We start from the raw sequence: 13,892 nt of genomic DNA, 5'->3' as shown, positions 1-13,892 counted from the left end.
ATATCCCCCTTTCAGACCTTCATTGTACCTTCCAATTCGGAATTGACTCAACAAGACATTTTTTTGAATAGTTATACAAAAAAGACAAAATAAAAAGGACATCCTAACAGGATGTCCAAAAACTGGGCTAGCTGGATTCGAACCAGCGCATGACGGAGTCAAAGTCCGTTGCCTTACCGCTTGGCTATAGCCCAATAATGGTGGAGGGGGACGGATTCGAACCGCCGAACCCTGAGGGAGCGGATTTACAGTCCGCCGCGTTTAGCCACTTCGCTACCCCTCCAAAAACAGTGCCGGCCAGAGGACTTGAACCCCCAACCTACTGATTACAAGTCAGTTGCTCTACCAATTGAGCTAGACCGGCATGATACGGTATCTTATGCAGTTACCGGCGCGGTTGTGACAAAAACCGATCCGAAAAAATGGTGGAGGATGACGGGATCGAACCGCCGACCCTCTGCTTGTAAGGCAGATGCTCTCCCAGCTGAGCTAATCCTCCGCAGTACAGGACGTACAAGTGCATGCGTTGCAACAGGACGTTGCGATCTTAGCATGCCTTCCTTGCCTTTAAAGTACAAGTGCGCGTTGCAACAGGACGTTGCGACCTTAGCATGCCTTCCTTTTAAAAATTCCGGCATTCGCAGCGTGCTGTCCAAAAAAGAATGGTGACCCGTACGGGATTCGAACCCGTGTTACCGCCGTGAAAGGGCGGTGTCTTAACCACTTGACCAACGGGCCATCATCGTGTTTCAAGCAGCTCTCGTAAAGCTGACAAAAGTTATTATATACAGGTTCCTCCCCATTTGTAAAGGGGTAAATTAAAATTTTTATTTTCAAATTTTTTATTCATAAACATTGAGAAAAACGCAGAAATTTTGTTTAAAATAGGGCTATCTGATGTGCAAGAGAGGGGACGCGAAAAATGATACTGGTAAGTTCATGTCTGGCCGGGGTGGAATGCCGCTATAACGGATCGCACAGCTATGTGGGGAAAATCAATAAGCTTGTTGAAGAAAAAAAAGCGGTGATTGCTTGTCCCGAGCTGCTCGGCGGATTTCAAACGCCAAGGGAACCGGCCGAAATTATAGGCGGGTCGGGAGAAGACGTTTTAGACGGCAGGGCGGTGATCAACACACAATCGGGAAAAGACGTAACAGACCTGTATATAAAAGGAGCTTATCTAACATTGGAGATGGCAAGGCAAATCAAGGCTGATACGATCGTGTTGAAGGAAAACAGCCCGTCTTGCGGCAGCAGCCATATATACGATGGAAGTTTCTCAAGCCAAAAAATAGCCGGCAACGGCGTTACGGCGGCGCTTCTGAAAAAAGAAGGCTTCCGCGTGATTTCCGAACACCAAATAGACGAGCTGTAATACCTGAACATAAGCGCAGTTCATCTGCGCTTTATTTTATGTCGGCAATCCGTTGTTTAGAACTTCATTGAAATAAAATTTTAATATTTACCTTTTGTTATTGAAATAATATTCCACTCTTAATATACTGAAAATTAAGAAATATATGCACTTCATTATCAGGAGGAGTTGTCGATGGAAAACAGCCATTTAGGTTCATTAACGACCGAACGCCGGAATGAAAGATCCAGGCGCATTCACCAGGCAAAGACGATTGATATTTTGAAAATCATCAATGATGAAGACAAAACTGTGGCCGAAGCTGTACAAGAAGTCTTACCAGAAGTTAAGACCGCCGTTGACTTCGCCGTCGGGTCGTTAAAGAAAGGGGGACGGATCATCTACATCGGTGCCGGTACAAGCGGGAGACTCGGCGTACTCGATGCAGCTGAATGCCCGCCGACGTTCAGCATATCTCCCGAGTCGGTCATTGGCATCATTGCAGGAGGAGAAAAAGCTCTGTACAAAGCCGTCGAAGGCGCTGAAGATCACGAGGCATTCGGCAGACGGGATTTATCAGCCGTTAACCTCTCAAACAATGATACCGTAATCGGAATCGCCGCCAGTGGTCGGACTCCATACGTTCTCGGCGCTTTGAAGTATGCCAGGGAAAGTGGCGCCAAGACCGTCTCACTGACATGCAACAAAAACTCGGCGATCAGCCAGGTGTCAGATCACAGCATAGAAGTGGTCGTCGGCCCTGAAGTTATTGCCGGATCGACGAGAATGAAAGCAGCAACCGCTCATAAAATGATTTTAAACATGATTTCAACGGCGGCCATGATCAAAATGGGAAAAGTCTATGAAAACCTCATGGTAGACGTAAAAGTAAGCAATGACAAATTAAAGGAGCGGGCGATTCGCATCATCCAAACGGTCACAGGTGTTCCAAAAGAAGCGGCGGCACTAGCGTTAGAAAAATCCCATAACCAGGTCAAAACCGCCATCATCATGCTGAAAACAAACGAAGATGCGGCCGCTTCCGAAAACCTGCTTGAGAAATCAGAAGGCGATATCGAAAAAGCTCTATCCATTTATGAAGACCAAGTTTAAAGAAGAAAGGAAGAAACAATGGCTGCAGGAGGGTTGGAAATCATTCAGAATATGCTTCACAGATTGCCGCAATCTGAACGAAAGCTTGCCGAATACATTTTGAAAAACCCACACGAGGTCGTAAACGGCACCATTCAAGAGGTGAGCTCTTCGGCTAAGACAAGCGGGGCGGCGGCAATACGGCTCTGCAAATCTCTGGGGCTGAAAGGCTTTCAAGATTTAAAAATGAGGGTTGCCGGCGATTTAATGAAACCGTCTGATCAGGGATACCGGGATATCGAACCGCAAGAGCCGCTCCATTCAATCGTTCAAAAAACAACCAGCAATTCGATTCAGGCGATTCGCGATACCTTTGAAAACATTGACCACGAAGATCTTCAAAAAGCGATTCAAATACTGATCAACGCAGAAACGGTTCATTTTTGCGGGATCGGGGCTTCAGGAATCGTCGCACAAGATGCCCAGCAGAAATTTTTGCGCATCAATAAAAAAGCCACCGCTTTTAGTGATATGCATCTTGTCGCGACATTAATCGCCAATGCCGGCGAGAATGACGTTCTGTTTGCCATATCCCATTCAGGAGAAACACATGAAATCGCCAATGCAGTCAGACTCGCCAAAAAACATGGCATTAAAACCATTGGACTGACGCGGTTTGGACAGTCTGCTGTCTCTTCATTAAGCGATATCGCCTTGTATACGTCATGCTCAAACGAAGCGCCGTTTCGCAGCGCCGCCACCTCCTCTCGTTTAACTCAGCTTTACATGATTGACATTCTGTTTTTAGGCATAGCCGCGGAGCGCTACGAGGACATCATTCAGTATATTGATCAAACAAAAGCGGCCATCCGCATGATGGGAATGAGCGAATTGTAAAAAAGGGGGATATAAAATGAGCGATGAGAAAAAATATGCCGGCCTGGCAAAATTGATTTTACAACACATCGGCGGCCCGTCTAACGTCGCGGATTATACCCATTGTATGACGCGCCTGCGCATCACGCCTGTCAACAGTCAAAAAACCGACATCGGCTCAATCAAAGCGCTTGAAGGCGTGATTGGCGTCGTTGAGGAGGAAACGCTTCAGATTATCCTCGGCACCGGCGTCGTACAGCACGTATCAGACGAATTCGGGAAGTTGCTTCAATCCGCGGAAGACGTTGACTTAAAACAATCCGCAGCCAAACATAAAGCTGAGATTTCCAAGAAAAACGCGACGCCTTTTAAATTGTTTCTTCGGCGGATCGCAAGCATTTTTATACCGCTGATCCCCGCTTTGGTCGCCTCAGGCTTGATTACCGGAATCACCAAAGCCGTTATCCAAGCAGGCTGGCTCGCTGAAACATCACAAACCGCCATTATTTTAACGGTAATAGGTTCAGGTTTATTTACGTATTTGGGCATCCTGGTCGGGGTCAATACGGCGAAAGAATTCGGCGGCTCCCCCGCACTCGGCGGATTAGCTGGTATTTTAATCATTAACCCGGCCGTTGGTGATATTTCGCTTTTCGGTGAAGCGCTTTTGCCGGGACGCGGAGGTTTAATCGGTATTTTATTCGCAGCTGCATTTATCGCTTTTCTCGAAAAACGGGTCAGGCGCCTTGTACCTCATTCACTCGACATCATCATCACACCTACAGTCTCCCTTCTCATCACAGGAATCGTCACTTACGTTGTCTTCATGCCTGTCGGCGGCTTGATATCTGACGCCATTACGTCAGGACTTCTCGCCATCTTAGATCTCGGCGGCATTATCGCCGGCTTTGTACTGGGGGCCACCTTCCTTCCGCTCGTCGTAACCGGACTGCACCAGGGATTGACACCCGTTCATATGGAATTAATCAATTCAATCGGCGATGACCCGTTGCTGCCGATTCTGGCTATGGGGGGCGCAGGTCAAGTAGGCGCCGCTTTTGCGATCTATTTCAAAACAAAAAAAGCAAAGCTCAAAAGAGCCATTGCCGGCGGACTGCCGTCAGGCCTGCTCGGAATCGGTGAACCGCTCATATTCGGTGTGACTCTTCCACTCGGACGTCCGTTTTTAACCGCGTGCCTCGGCGCCGGAGTAGGTGGAGCCTTTCAAGCGTATTTCAAAATCGCGACCGAATCGATAGGCGTATCAGGTCTTCCTTTGTCATTTTTAGTCCATACCCACCAAGTTCTTTTGTATATTCTCGGTTTGTTTATTTCCTATGCTGCCGGCTTTGCCTTAACATATCTCTTTGGTTTTAAAGACGATATGGCAGTTGAATTTGATTAAACGTTTGTTTAAAATTCCCACTATGCATTTTTTGACAGAAAGGAGTGAAGCAAGCTGAAAAAGTTTATGATCAGCGCTGCAGCATCGTCCCTATTGCTGCTGACATGCTTTTTCCCGCTTCCGTCATCAGCACAGACTGCAATTGCGAACGAGACAACAGGTCAGCTGACATATCCCGTATTAACGAAGGCGAAAACACCTGAAGAAGCCGGTTTTTCTTCGGAAAAGCTTAAAGTCGTGGACCGTCTGATCGAACAGGATGTCAAAGCGGGCTTTCCCGGGGCTGCCTTGATATTGATAAAAGACGGAAAAATCGTCAAAAAAGAAGCATACGGCTACAAGCAGAAATACAACGGCCTCTCGACGCTCAAACATCCAAAAAAAATGAAAGCAAACACGATGTTTGACCTCGCCTCCAATACAAAAATGTATGCCGTCAATTTTGCCTTGCAGCATTTAGTGAGCACCGGAAAGCTTGACTTGAACAAAAACATTTCACATTATCTTCCTGATTTCAAAGATCACCCGGAAGACGATGTAAAGGGAAAAAACCGGCTCCGCGTCATTGATTTGCTCCACCATAACGCAGGCTTCCCTGCAAGCTGGAACTATTACGACCCGAAAGCAGCCGGACACCTCTACTCTCAGTCACGGAGCAAAACGCTTGAATATCTTGTCAAAACCCCCTTGTCATATGAACCCGGCACAAAACAAATTTACAGTGACATCGACTATATGCTCCTCGGGCTGATCATAGAAAAAGTCACAAACGAGCGTTTAGATACCTTTGTTGAAAACCAATTTTACCGGCCTCTCGGGTTGCGGCATACTTTGTTTAATCCGCTCCAAAAGGGCTTTAAACCGCCGCATTTTGCAGCTACGGAACGAAAGGGAAACACCAGAGATGGCACCATCTTGTTTCCAAATATCAGAACTTACACGCTTCAAGGGGAAGTCCACGATGAAAAAGCGTTCTATTCAATGGAAGGCGTCTCTGGGCATGCCGGCCTTTTTTCCACCGTTGACGACGCAGCAGTGCTCCTTCAAGTCATGCTGAACGGCGGCGGTTACGGGAAACAACATCTATTCAGCCGTTCGGTCATTTCACAATTTACTGAGCCGTCAAAAACAAATCCCACATATGGACTAGGATGGCGGCTTAACGGCAATACCGATATGGAGTGGATGTTCGGCAAGCACGCCAGCAACAAGGCATACGGCCATACCGGCTGGACGGGAACCGTCACTATCATCGATCCCGTGTATCAAATCGGCATTGTGTTGTTAACCAATAAAAAGCACTCTCCTGTCATCAACCCTAAAGAAAACCCGAATCAATTTGAAGGTGACGCATTTGCAACCGGAAAGTACGGCAGCGCCATTACAGCTATTTACGAGGCGTTACATCACCAATAGGAGGCGACCCTTATATGAAAAGATTTCTTCAATGCGCGTTGATTGCATTGCTGTTATCGTCTCTCGCTTTGCAGCCCGCCGCTCGCGAAGCAGAAGCGAAACAGCAGCCGGAACAACACCTCAAACAAATGGTCAGCAGCATGTCGCTTGAAGAGAAAATCGGACAAATGCTGATGCCTGACTTTAGAAACTGGAAGAAAAAAGGGGAATCGAACGCCAAAGGATTAACAAAAATGAATGACGAAGTCGCGGGAATCATTCAAAAATACCGGCTCGGCGGTGTCATTCTTTTTGCTGAAAATGTCACAGGCACAGAGCAGACTGTACGGTTAACGGACGGCTTGCAAAAAGCGAGTCCTGACATTCCGCTCTTTATCACGATCGATCAGGAAGGCGGGATTGTCACCAGACTTGAATCAGGCACAAACCTGCCCGGCAATATGGCAGTCGGTGCATCGCGAAGCAGCAAAAATGCCTTCAAATCAGGAAAAATCATCGGAAAAGAATTAGCATCGCTGGGCATCAACGTGAACTTCAGTCCTGTACTTGATGTCAACAACAATCCCGGCAACCCGGTCATCGGCGTTCGTTCTTTCAGTTCCAAGCCTGAGCTGACTTCAAAGCTCGGCATCCAGATGATGAAGGGCCTGCAGGACGAGCAAATGATCGCTACAGCAAAGCACTTTCCCGGACACGGCGATACAGCGGTTGACAGTCATTACGGATTGCCGCTTGTTCCGCATGATGAAAAAAGGCTGAGAAGCATTGAACTTGCGCCATTTCAAAAAGCGATCGATGCAGGGATTGACATGATCATGACAGCGCATGTCCAGTTCCCCGCCTTTGACAATACAACCTATAAAAGCAAAAAAGACGGCGAGGACATCATGGTGCCTGCAACACTTTCCAAAAAAGTCATGACAGACCTTCTCCGCAAAGACCTCGGCTTTAAGGGCGTTGTCGTAACAGACGCTTTAAATATGAAAGCCATTTCTGATAATTTCGGACAGGAGGAAGCCGTCGTCATGGCTGTCAAAGCAGGAGTCGACATCGCCCTCATGCCCGCACAAGTCACATCGCTTGAGACCGAAAAAAATCTAGCGCGTGTATTCGAAGCTCTTCTGACAGCCGTTAAAAAAGGTGAGATCCCTATCGAACAAATCGATCAGTCGGTGGAGCGAATCCTTCAATTAAAAATAAACCGCGGTATCATCGATCACACCGGCTCCGAACCGCTTCAGAAAAAAATCAAATACGCCTTGAAAACGGTCGGCAGCAACAAACACATGAAATCCGAAAGGAAAATGGCAAGAGAAAGCGTCACCATTCTTAAAAATGAAAAAAGCACCTTGCCATTCAAACCGAAAAAAGGGGATACCGTCCTCATTCTCGCCCCATACGAAGAGCAAACAGCAGCAATCGCCAAAACCATCAGCAAAATAAAGAAAAACATCAAGGTCGTCGAATATCGATTTGCAGAAAAAACGTTTGATGAAGAGATTCAAAAGAAAATTGACGAGGCCGATTATGTCATCACAGGATCATATGTAGTCAAAAACGATCCTGTTGTGAACGACGGTGTCATTGATGACAGCATTCAAGACTCAAGCAAGTGGGCAACTGCTTTTCCGCGCGCCGCCATGAAATACGCTCAGGCAAACGGGAAAAAATTTGTCTTAATGAGCTTACGAAACCCTTATGACACGGCAAATTTTGAAGAAGCCGCTGCCGTGATCGCAGTATATGGCTTTAAAGGCTATGCAAACGGGGGCTTCAGGCAGCCGAATATTCCGGCCGGAGTGGAAGTTATCTTCGGAAAGGCAAAGCCTAAAGGAACATTGCCCGTAGACATTCCTTCGGTCACACGCCCCGGAGAAACCCTTTACCCGTTCGGCTACGGGTTGAATATTAAAAACGGCAAGCCGCTTCACAAAGGAGGGTCATAATGAGAAAAAAAGCGATCTGGCTGCTTGCGGGAATGTTTGTCTTCAGTACATTAACCGCAGCAGCGGCCTTTCCGGACAAAGAAAAGAAAGCAAAGGTCTCACCGGGTATTGAAGTGATCATGAACAAGAAAAGCATATTAAAAGGAAAAAGGGTCGGTCTCATCACAAATCCAACCGGTGTCAATTCAGCATTAACAAGCAGCATCGATTTGCTTCACCAAGCCCCCGGTATTGAGCTGACCGCTCTCTATGGTCCAGAGCACGGTGTAAGGGGAGACGCTCAAGCCGGCGATAAGGTTGACTCTTATATTGATGAAAAAACCGGTCTCCCCGTCTACAGCCTTTACGGAGATACGAGAAAACCGACACCGGAGATGTTGAAAAACGTTGACGTCCTGCTATTTGACATCCAAGATGTCGGAACGCGGTTTTACACTTACATTTACACAATGGCTTATGCGATGGAGGCGGCAAAAGAAAACAGCATTCCATTCATTGTTCTTGACCGGCCAAACCCGCAAAGCGGCTTAAAAGTTGAAGGACCTGTCCTTGATCCAGATTATTCTTCATTTGTCGGAATGTATCCCATCCCTTTAAAGCACGGAATGACCGCAGGAGAACTGGCAAAGCTGTTTAATGACGAATTTAACATCGGCGCCGATTTAACCATCATCAAAATGAAAGGGTGGAAGCGACAGATGTTCTTTGAAGACACTGGTCTTCCTTTCGTCCTGCCTTCCCCGAACATGCCGACGCCGGATACGGGCATCGTCTACCCGGGCACAGGTTTAATTGAAGGAACCAATATGTCAGAAGGAAGGGGCACGACAAAGCCTTTTGAATTAATTGGTGCGCCCTACATGAAAAGTACGGAACTCGCCGAAAAATTAAACGGTCTGAAGCTTCCTGGCGTCCGATTCAGAGCCGCCTCGTTCACTCCGACATTTTCAAAGCATCAAAATAAACTGTGCCACGGGGTGGAGCTTTACGTGACAAACAGGTCCGCTTTTAAGCCTGTAAATACCGGTATCGCGATCATCAAAACCGTCCATGACCTCTACCCGGACGACTTTGAGTTCCTCCCTTCAGGCAATTTCAACCGTCTGATCGGGAATGGATGGGTCAAAGCTATGATTGAACAAGGCGCTTCAATTGATGAAATCGTCAAAAAATACGAAGCAGATCAAAAACGGTTTATGAATATCAGAAAGAAGTATTTGCTTTATTAGGAAGAGCGGGATCCGCTCTTCTTTATTTTTTTAGACTGTTCAATGATTCTCATCTCATGTAAGATATGTAAAACTGCCTTTAGGGCAGGAAGGTCATTTTAAAGGGGAGAGACATCGGATGGAATTTTACCTTGTGGACGTGTTTGCAGAAACAAAATATACAGGAAACCAGCTCGCCGTTTTTAAAGCAGAAAAGAACCTATCAAGTGATAAAATGCAAAAAATAGCTAGGGAAATTAATTTTTCCGAAACAACATTTATATTAGGGAAACAGGAAAACAGCGGGTATGATGTCCGAATCTTCACCCCGGAAAAAGAAATTCCGTTTGCAGGACATCCGACGCTGGGCACAGCGTTTATCATAAAGAATGAAATCGAAACTGAACCATCTTCAAGCGTCATTTTAAATGTTCGAGCAGGCGCAATACCGGTATCGTTTGACAAAGGTGAAGATCAGATCATTTGGATGAAGCAAAATCCGCCTGTATTTAATCGAACTTTTGATAAAGAAATGATGGCAGAAGTACTCGGTATCGACACATGTGATATGGATTTGGATTTCCCGATACAAGAGGTTTCCACAGGTCTGCCAGCAGTTATCGTCCCGTTAAATTCGCTAAGTGCAGTTAAAAAATGCAAAATCAACAAGGATCGGTTTGAAGCTTTTATGAAAGAAACAGAAGCCAGTCTGCTCGTTTTTTCTACGGAAACCTATCATGAACAAAATCATATCAATACACGAGTTTTTTGCGACTGTCTCAGCGTTCCCGAAGATCCGGCAACAGGAAGCGCGATCGGGGATCTCGCAGGATATTTACTGCATCACGGTTATTTTAATCAAAATGACCTCAGCATAAGGGCTGAACAAGGGTATGAAATAAACCGGCCTTCCCTGCTTTATATTGAAGCGCATACAACGGAAAACAGCATAGAAATTCACATCGGGGGAAACGTCCACCTGATCGCAAAAGGAACTTGGCGAACTTGAACACAACGCGGGAAAGCGGTTTTTAAATATTAGAAAGAAGCAGCCGCTGACGGCCTGCGAAAAGCGGCGACTAACCAAATCACATTCACGATCGCTGACAGAATGCAAAGGCATACGACGCCCAATAAAGCAGAAGCATATCCGCCAAAAGCGCCAATCAACATAACCACTGGAATCATGGTCAGCGTGATGATTAATCCAATTCCGCAAAGAACAGCCATTACAAACTTCATCGCATCAAACCCGGCCATATAAACAGCAAGGGGAAGGATATAAAAGAGTAAAACGGTTCCGATTGCCGCCCACATCCCCAAAGTGCCAAACTCATTAGCATGGGGGCCTGAATGAGCGAGCGGAGAAAGTGAAGCTGTGACTAATAAAGAACAAAACAAAAATGCGGAAATTAAAGTCCACATCATCACACTTACCCTATTGGTTTTCATTTTTTTTCACTCCTGTAAGGTTTGAGTCTGCCAACTATGAGGGCAGACTCGTTTTTTTGTCTAAATGATACGTTTTTTTCAGCTCGCTTCTTGCAAGCAAATGCCCATATAGCGCAGCCAGGATCTGCTGAAACAGCATGCCGATGACAACGGGCACCGCCACTTGCGGCGGAAAAAATCCGGTGGCCAACACAGCGCCGGCGCTAATATTCCGCATTCCTCCGGTAAAAATTAAAGCCACGATTTCCTCCTGGGGCCGTTTCATCAGCCGACCGATCAGCCAAGCTGTCATGTATCCAGTAAATGCCACCAAAAAAACCGTAACGGCTATCGTTAAAAACTTTAAATCGACGTTTTTCAGGTAAGGAGCGACAACTGAGCTGTTAATCGCCACCACGGCGGCTAACCCGATTTTCGAAAATGGAGCGCAATTTGCGCTTAAACGCGCTGTCCGCTCCGGTATTGAAAATTGATTGACGAGCATTCCTAACAAAGAAGGAATCACAATCATTCCGACTAAACCTTTCATCATACCGATTACATCCATTTCAACATGCGCCCCGGCCAGGATGGAAAGACTGAACGGAACGATGAAAGGCGAAAGAATCGTGTCCACTAAAATAATCGATAGGGTTAAGCCGATGTTTCCTTTATACATGGCAGCCCAAATCATACTCGTAATACCCGTCGGAATGACAACACCAAGGGTAAGCCCTGTAATCGTTAATGAATCTCCGCTAAACACAAGATGCCCCGTGCCCCATGCCAGAACAGGCATAAATATGTGCAAAACAAATAAAGCGAGTAGCATCGGCAAGGGATGAACCATCGCTGTTTTCAGCGACTGAAAATTTGCCCCAAGGCTGCCGGCAAATGTCATAAACGCAAAAATCCACGGCACAAGACCCGCCAGCCCATTTAAGTAATCCGCAAGCAACACCCCGCTGACAACACTTAAAGGCGTCAGTAAAGGCATAATCTTACCAAGTGTTTTATTGATCGTCTGAAGCATAGATGTAAAACGCCCGCTCTCTTTAAATCGAATTTACATTCATTATAACAAAAGATGGAATATCAAAACAGGAAGGGAATACAGAAAAGAAGACAGCAAGATGAAAGAGCAGCTTTTAGGCATAATGAGCTATGCTTCTTTTTTTATAGGGGAACACGGTTAAAATGGCCTCTATCTTAAACATTCTGAACTGCTGTTTTTGGAAGCAAAATGCTTTCACATAACCGTTTTTAATTTCTTTCACGAGAATCGCCCGTTTAGAAAAACTACTTTCTTTCATGTAAATGATTTCTACCGGAAAACCGTCTTCCATTGAACGATACAACAGCTTATTCATCGTCTCACCTCACATCTTTATTTTATGCGAACATTTGTTCTTATTCAAGTGTAAACAAAATGTAAATTTTGGCATTATCCCAAACCATGTATGAAAATATTAGCATTTTGAAGAAACTTTTTAAGGGGTTATTGCGTCAGTAAATACGTCACATATAAAAGAAGGAGTACCCGCCATGGCAAGAACATACAGAACGCGAATAAAGAAAAGAAAAAAGAAGAAAACAAAAAGAAGGCTCATCATTCTTTCCTTTCTTCTTGTTTGTGGGGTAATTTATCTTGCACTTCCAAGCGGTATGCGAGATCACCAAGAAAATCAACTACAGGCAACTGAAAAAAAAGAACAGCCTGAAGCAAAGAAGAAGACAAATCAAAATGAAACAAAAAAGAACCCTATCATCACAAAAAATGATAATGCTCAATTGGATCAATATTTAAAAAGCATTGGATTCAGCGGCACAGCATTAATTGTAGAAGACGGAAACGTTGTGACAAGCAAAGGGTATTTATATGCAAACCGCGAGGAAATGGTCCCCAATACACCGGACACCGTCTTTTATGTTGGGTCATCACAAAAAGCAATTATTGCAACGGCAATTTTACAGCTTGAGGAAAAGGGATTGCTATCAGTAAATGACCCCGTTTCTAAGTATCTTCCTGACTTTCCAAACGGCTCAAAGATCACCCTTTATCATTTCTTGACACACACATCAGGGATTAGGGGGCACAAAGAAGGCCACGGATATATTTCGCCGGAAGATTTAATGAAAGATATCGAAAAACGAGGCGTAAAATACCCAACTGGGAAATGGGATTATAGAGACTCCAATTACTCGGTTCTGGCATACATTGTCTCCATGGTAAGCGGTGAACCAGTCGATCAATACATCAAAAAGCACGTTTTTAAACCTGCCGGTATGAAACACGCAGGCTTTTATAAAACATTTGCTAAAGAGTCAAATCCGTCGACAGGGTATAAATTAAACCCGCAAAAAGAGCTTTATACGCCTGACATGCCGAATTTATCACAGCTTTATGGGGCTGGTGATATTTATATGACCGCTTATGATATGTATTTATTTGATAAAGCACTTTACGAAAGAAAAATCATTTCCAATGAAAGTTTTATGAAAATGTTTACGCCAAACAAAGCAACATACGGTATGGGCTTTTATGTGTCGCCGGGAAGCTATTCTAGTCACGGTGTCATGCCCGGCTATAACATATTAAACAGCTTCAGTCTGACAGGGAGCAGATACGTCATTCTATTTTCTAACATCCAAAACAACATCAAATCTTTTGGCAGTGTAAACAATCGGATCTTCTCTATTTTAAATGGATTTTAAACATATTTAAACAAGCTCTCTGTCATCCGAGTCAGAGAGCTTGTTTAATAGCAGAAAAAGTTTTTACGGTTAAAAGGGATTTTAATTATAAATATGGAAGATGGATAATAAATAATTTTCAATATAAAGGAAGGTTGTCATGTCTTTATTAACGCTTAGCAAAATCGTGACCGTTATTGGCGTTGTAGCATTATTTATATGGACTTTTAAAGACTCAAAACAGCATGAACCTGATACGTTAAAGTACGGGAGTTATATGTTGTTCCTTCTTGTCTTAGAAGTCACAATTAACGTTTTATATGAGTGGATATAGCAATAAAAGCAGGCGTTAAGCCTGCTTTTATACATTCTATAAGTTGAAAGCAAAATATCATAAAACAAAAAAGCTTTCTCCACCATAGGAGAAACCTTGTCATATCAACGTATTCACTTAAGCTTCCAAGCGGGCT

The 13,892-nt window shown here is 44.9% G+C and carries 12 protein-coding genes and 6 tRNA genes (1 of these 18 cut by a window edge); 9 read left to right on the top strand and 9 right to left on the bottom strand.

Annotated elements, in window-relative coordinates; genetic code table 11:
* Positions 1-122: 122 nt before the first annotated feature.
* The 5 genes from CP943_RS01220 to CP943_RS01200 all read right to left on the bottom strand — a co-directional run bounded on the left by CP943_RS01220 (position 123) and on the right by CP943_RS01200 (position 738).
* Positions 123-194: transfer RNA gene (locus CP943_RS01220), tRNA-Gln, on the bottom strand.
* 4 nt (positions 195-198) lie between these two features.
* Positions 199-283 (bottom strand) — tRNA-Tyr (locus CP943_RS01215).
* 8 nt (positions 284-291) lie between these two features.
* A tRNA-Thr gene (locus tag CP943_RS01210) sits at positions 292-364 on the bottom strand.
* Positions 365-423: 59 nt separating this feature from the next.
* Positions 424-499: transfer RNA gene (locus CP943_RS01205), tRNA-Val, on the bottom strand.
* A 164-nt stretch (positions 500-663) separates the two neighbouring features.
* Positions 664-738: transfer RNA gene (locus tag CP943_RS01200), tRNA-Glu, on the bottom strand.
* Positions 739-922: 184 nt separating this feature from the next.
* Between CP943_RS01200 and CP943_RS01195 the strand changes: the two genes are divergently transcribed.
* The 8 genes from CP943_RS01195 to CP943_RS01160 all read left to right on the top strand — a co-directional run bounded on the left by CP943_RS01195 (position 923) and on the right by CP943_RS01160 (position 10,306).
* On the top strand, positions 923-1,375 hold the full coding sequence (locus CP943_RS01195; RefSeq protein WP_023857681.1) for a 2-thiouracil desulfurase family protein: 453 nt from the start codon (positions 923-925) through the stop codon (positions 1,373-1,375).
* Between the two features lie 174 nt (positions 1,376-1,549).
* On the top strand, positions 1,550-2,467 hold the full coding sequence (murQ, locus tag CP943_RS01190) for an N-acetylmuramic acid 6-phosphate etherase (protein WP_105980634.1): 918 nt from the start codon (positions 1,550-1,552) through the stop codon (positions 2,465-2,467).
* 18 nt (positions 2,468-2,485) lie between these two features.
* Positions 2,486-3,343, top strand: coding sequence for a MurR/RpiR family transcriptional regulator (locus CP943_RS01185; protein WP_020449916.1), 858 nt, complete (start codon positions 2,486-2,488; stop codon positions 3,341-3,343).
* Positions 3,344-3,359: 16 nt separating this feature from the next.
* Complete coding sequence (locus CP943_RS01180) at positions 3,360-4,727, top strand: PTS transporter subunit EIIC (RefSeq protein WP_020449915.1); 1,368 nt, start codon at positions 3,360-3,362, stop codon at positions 4,725-4,727.
* A 66-nt stretch (positions 4,728-4,793) separates the two neighbouring features.
* Positions 4,794-6,143, top strand: a complete 1,350-nt coding sequence (gene pbp4b, locus CP943_RS01175) for a penicillin binding protein PBP4B (protein ID WP_105980633.1) — start codon at positions 4,794-4,796, stop codon at positions 6,141-6,143.
* A gap of 14 nt (positions 6,144-6,157) precedes the next feature.
* Positions 6,158-8,089: a glycoside hydrolase family 3 protein gene (locus CP943_RS01170; RefSeq protein WP_059231532.1), complete on the top strand. Its 1,932-nt coding sequence runs from the start codon at positions 6,158-6,160 to the stop codon at positions 8,087-8,089.
* The gene (locus tag CP943_RS01165; protein ID WP_105980632.1) at positions 8,089-9,318 is read left to right on the top strand and encodes an exo-beta-N-acetylmuramidase NamZ family protein; all 1,230 of its coding nucleotides are present in this window, start codon (positions 8,089-8,091) and stop codon (positions 9,316-9,318) included. Before CP943_RS01170 ends, CP943_RS01165 begins: the two co-directional genes overlap by 1 nt.
* Before the next feature lie 118 nt (positions 9,319-9,436).
* Positions 9,437-10,306 (top strand): PhzF family phenazine biosynthesis protein, encoded by an 870-nt coding sequence (locus CP943_RS01160; RefSeq protein ID WP_025810886.1) that lies wholly within the window; start codon positions 9,437-9,439, stop codon positions 10,304-10,306.
* Between the two features lie 29 nt (positions 10,307-10,335).
* Here CP943_RS01160 and CP943_RS01155 read toward each other — a convergent pair whose 3' ends face one another.
* The 3 genes from CP943_RS01155 to CP943_RS01145 form a co-directional block, all read right to left on the bottom strand.
* Complete coding sequence (locus tag CP943_RS01155; protein WP_026580420.1) at positions 10,336-10,749, bottom strand: DUF5391 family protein; 414 nt, start codon at positions 10,747-10,749, stop codon at positions 10,336-10,338.
* 34 nt (positions 10,750-10,783) lie between these two features.
* Positions 10,784-11,725: a bile acid:sodium symporter family protein gene (locus CP943_RS01150; RefSeq protein ID WP_095292699.1), complete on the bottom strand. Its 942-nt coding sequence runs from the start codon at positions 11,723-11,725 to the stop codon at positions 10,784-10,786.
* A gap of 151 nt (positions 11,726-11,876) precedes the next feature.
* Complete coding sequence (locus CP943_RS01145; protein WP_020449908.1) at positions 11,877-12,098, bottom strand: hypothetical protein; 222 nt, start codon at positions 12,096-12,098, stop codon at positions 11,877-11,879.
* A gap of 175 nt (positions 12,099-12,273) precedes the next feature.
* On the opposite strand from CP943_RS01145, the gene CP943_RS01140 reads away from it, so the two are divergent.
* The gene (locus CP943_RS01140) at positions 12,274-13,443 is read left to right on the top strand and encodes a serine hydrolase domain-containing protein (protein ID WP_023857673.1); all 1,170 of its coding nucleotides are present in this window, start codon (positions 12,274-12,276) and stop codon (positions 13,441-13,443) included.
* Positions 13,444-13,876: 433 nt separating this feature from the next.
* Here the strand turns inward: CP943_RS01140 and CP943_RS01135 are convergent.
* Positions 13,877-13,892 (bottom strand) — tRNA-Thr (locus CP943_RS01135); it runs 57 nt beyond the window's last position.

The sequence above is a fragment of the Bacillus paralicheniformis genome (assembly GCF_002993925.1).
Taxonomy (GTDB): Bacteria; Bacillota; Bacilli; order Bacillales; family Bacillaceae; genus Bacillus; species Bacillus paralicheniformis.
This window is presented reverse-complemented; position numbering and strand designations above follow the sequence as displayed.

Excerpts from the sequence above, each read along its gene's own strand:
- CP943_RS01145 (WP_020449908.1), bottom strand. The coding sequence starts at position 12,098 with ATGAATAAGCTGTTGTATCGTTCAATGGAAGACGGTTTTCCGGTAGAA.
- CP943_RS01170 (WP_059231532.1), top strand. The coding sequence starts at position 6,158 with ATGAAAAGATTTCTTCAATGCGCGTTGATTGCATTGCTGTTATCGTCT.
- murQ (WP_105980634.1), top strand. The coding sequence starts at position 1,550 with ATGGAAAACAGCCATTTAGGTTCATTAACGACCGAACGCCGGAATGAA.
- CP943_RS01165 (WP_105980632.1), top strand. The coding sequence starts at position 8,089 with ATGAGAAAAAAAGCGATCTGGCTGCTTGCGGGAATGTTTGTCTTCAGT.
- CP943_RS01155 (WP_026580420.1), bottom strand. The coding sequence starts at position 10,749 with ATGAAAACCAATAGGGTAAGTGTGATGATGTGGACTTTAATTTCCGCA.
- CP943_RS01150 (WP_095292699.1), bottom strand. The coding sequence starts at position 11,725 with ATGCCTTTACTGACGCCTTTAAGTGTTGTCAGCGGGGTGTTGCTTGCG.
- CP943_RS01185 (WP_020449916.1), top strand. The coding sequence starts at position 2,486 with ATGGCTGCAGGAGGGTTGGAAATCATTCAGAATATGCTTCACAGATTG.
- CP943_RS01140 (WP_023857673.1), top strand. The coding sequence starts at position 12,274 with ATGGCAAGAACATACAGAACGCGAATAAAGAAAAGAAAAAAGAAGAAA.
- CP943_RS01160 (WP_025810886.1), top strand. The coding sequence starts at position 9,437 with ATGGAATTTTACCTTGTGGACGTGTTTGCAGAAACAAAATATACAGGA.
- pbp4b (WP_105980633.1), top strand. The coding sequence starts at position 4,794 with ATGATCAGCGCTGCAGCATCGTCCCTATTGCTGCTGACATGCTTTTTC.
- CP943_RS01180 (WP_020449915.1), top strand. The coding sequence starts at position 3,360 with ATGAGCGATGAGAAAAAATATGCCGGCCTGGCAAAATTGATTTTACAA.
- CP943_RS01195 (WP_023857681.1), top strand. The coding sequence starts at position 923 with ATGATACTGGTAAGTTCATGTCTGGCCGGGGTGGAATGCCGCTATAAC.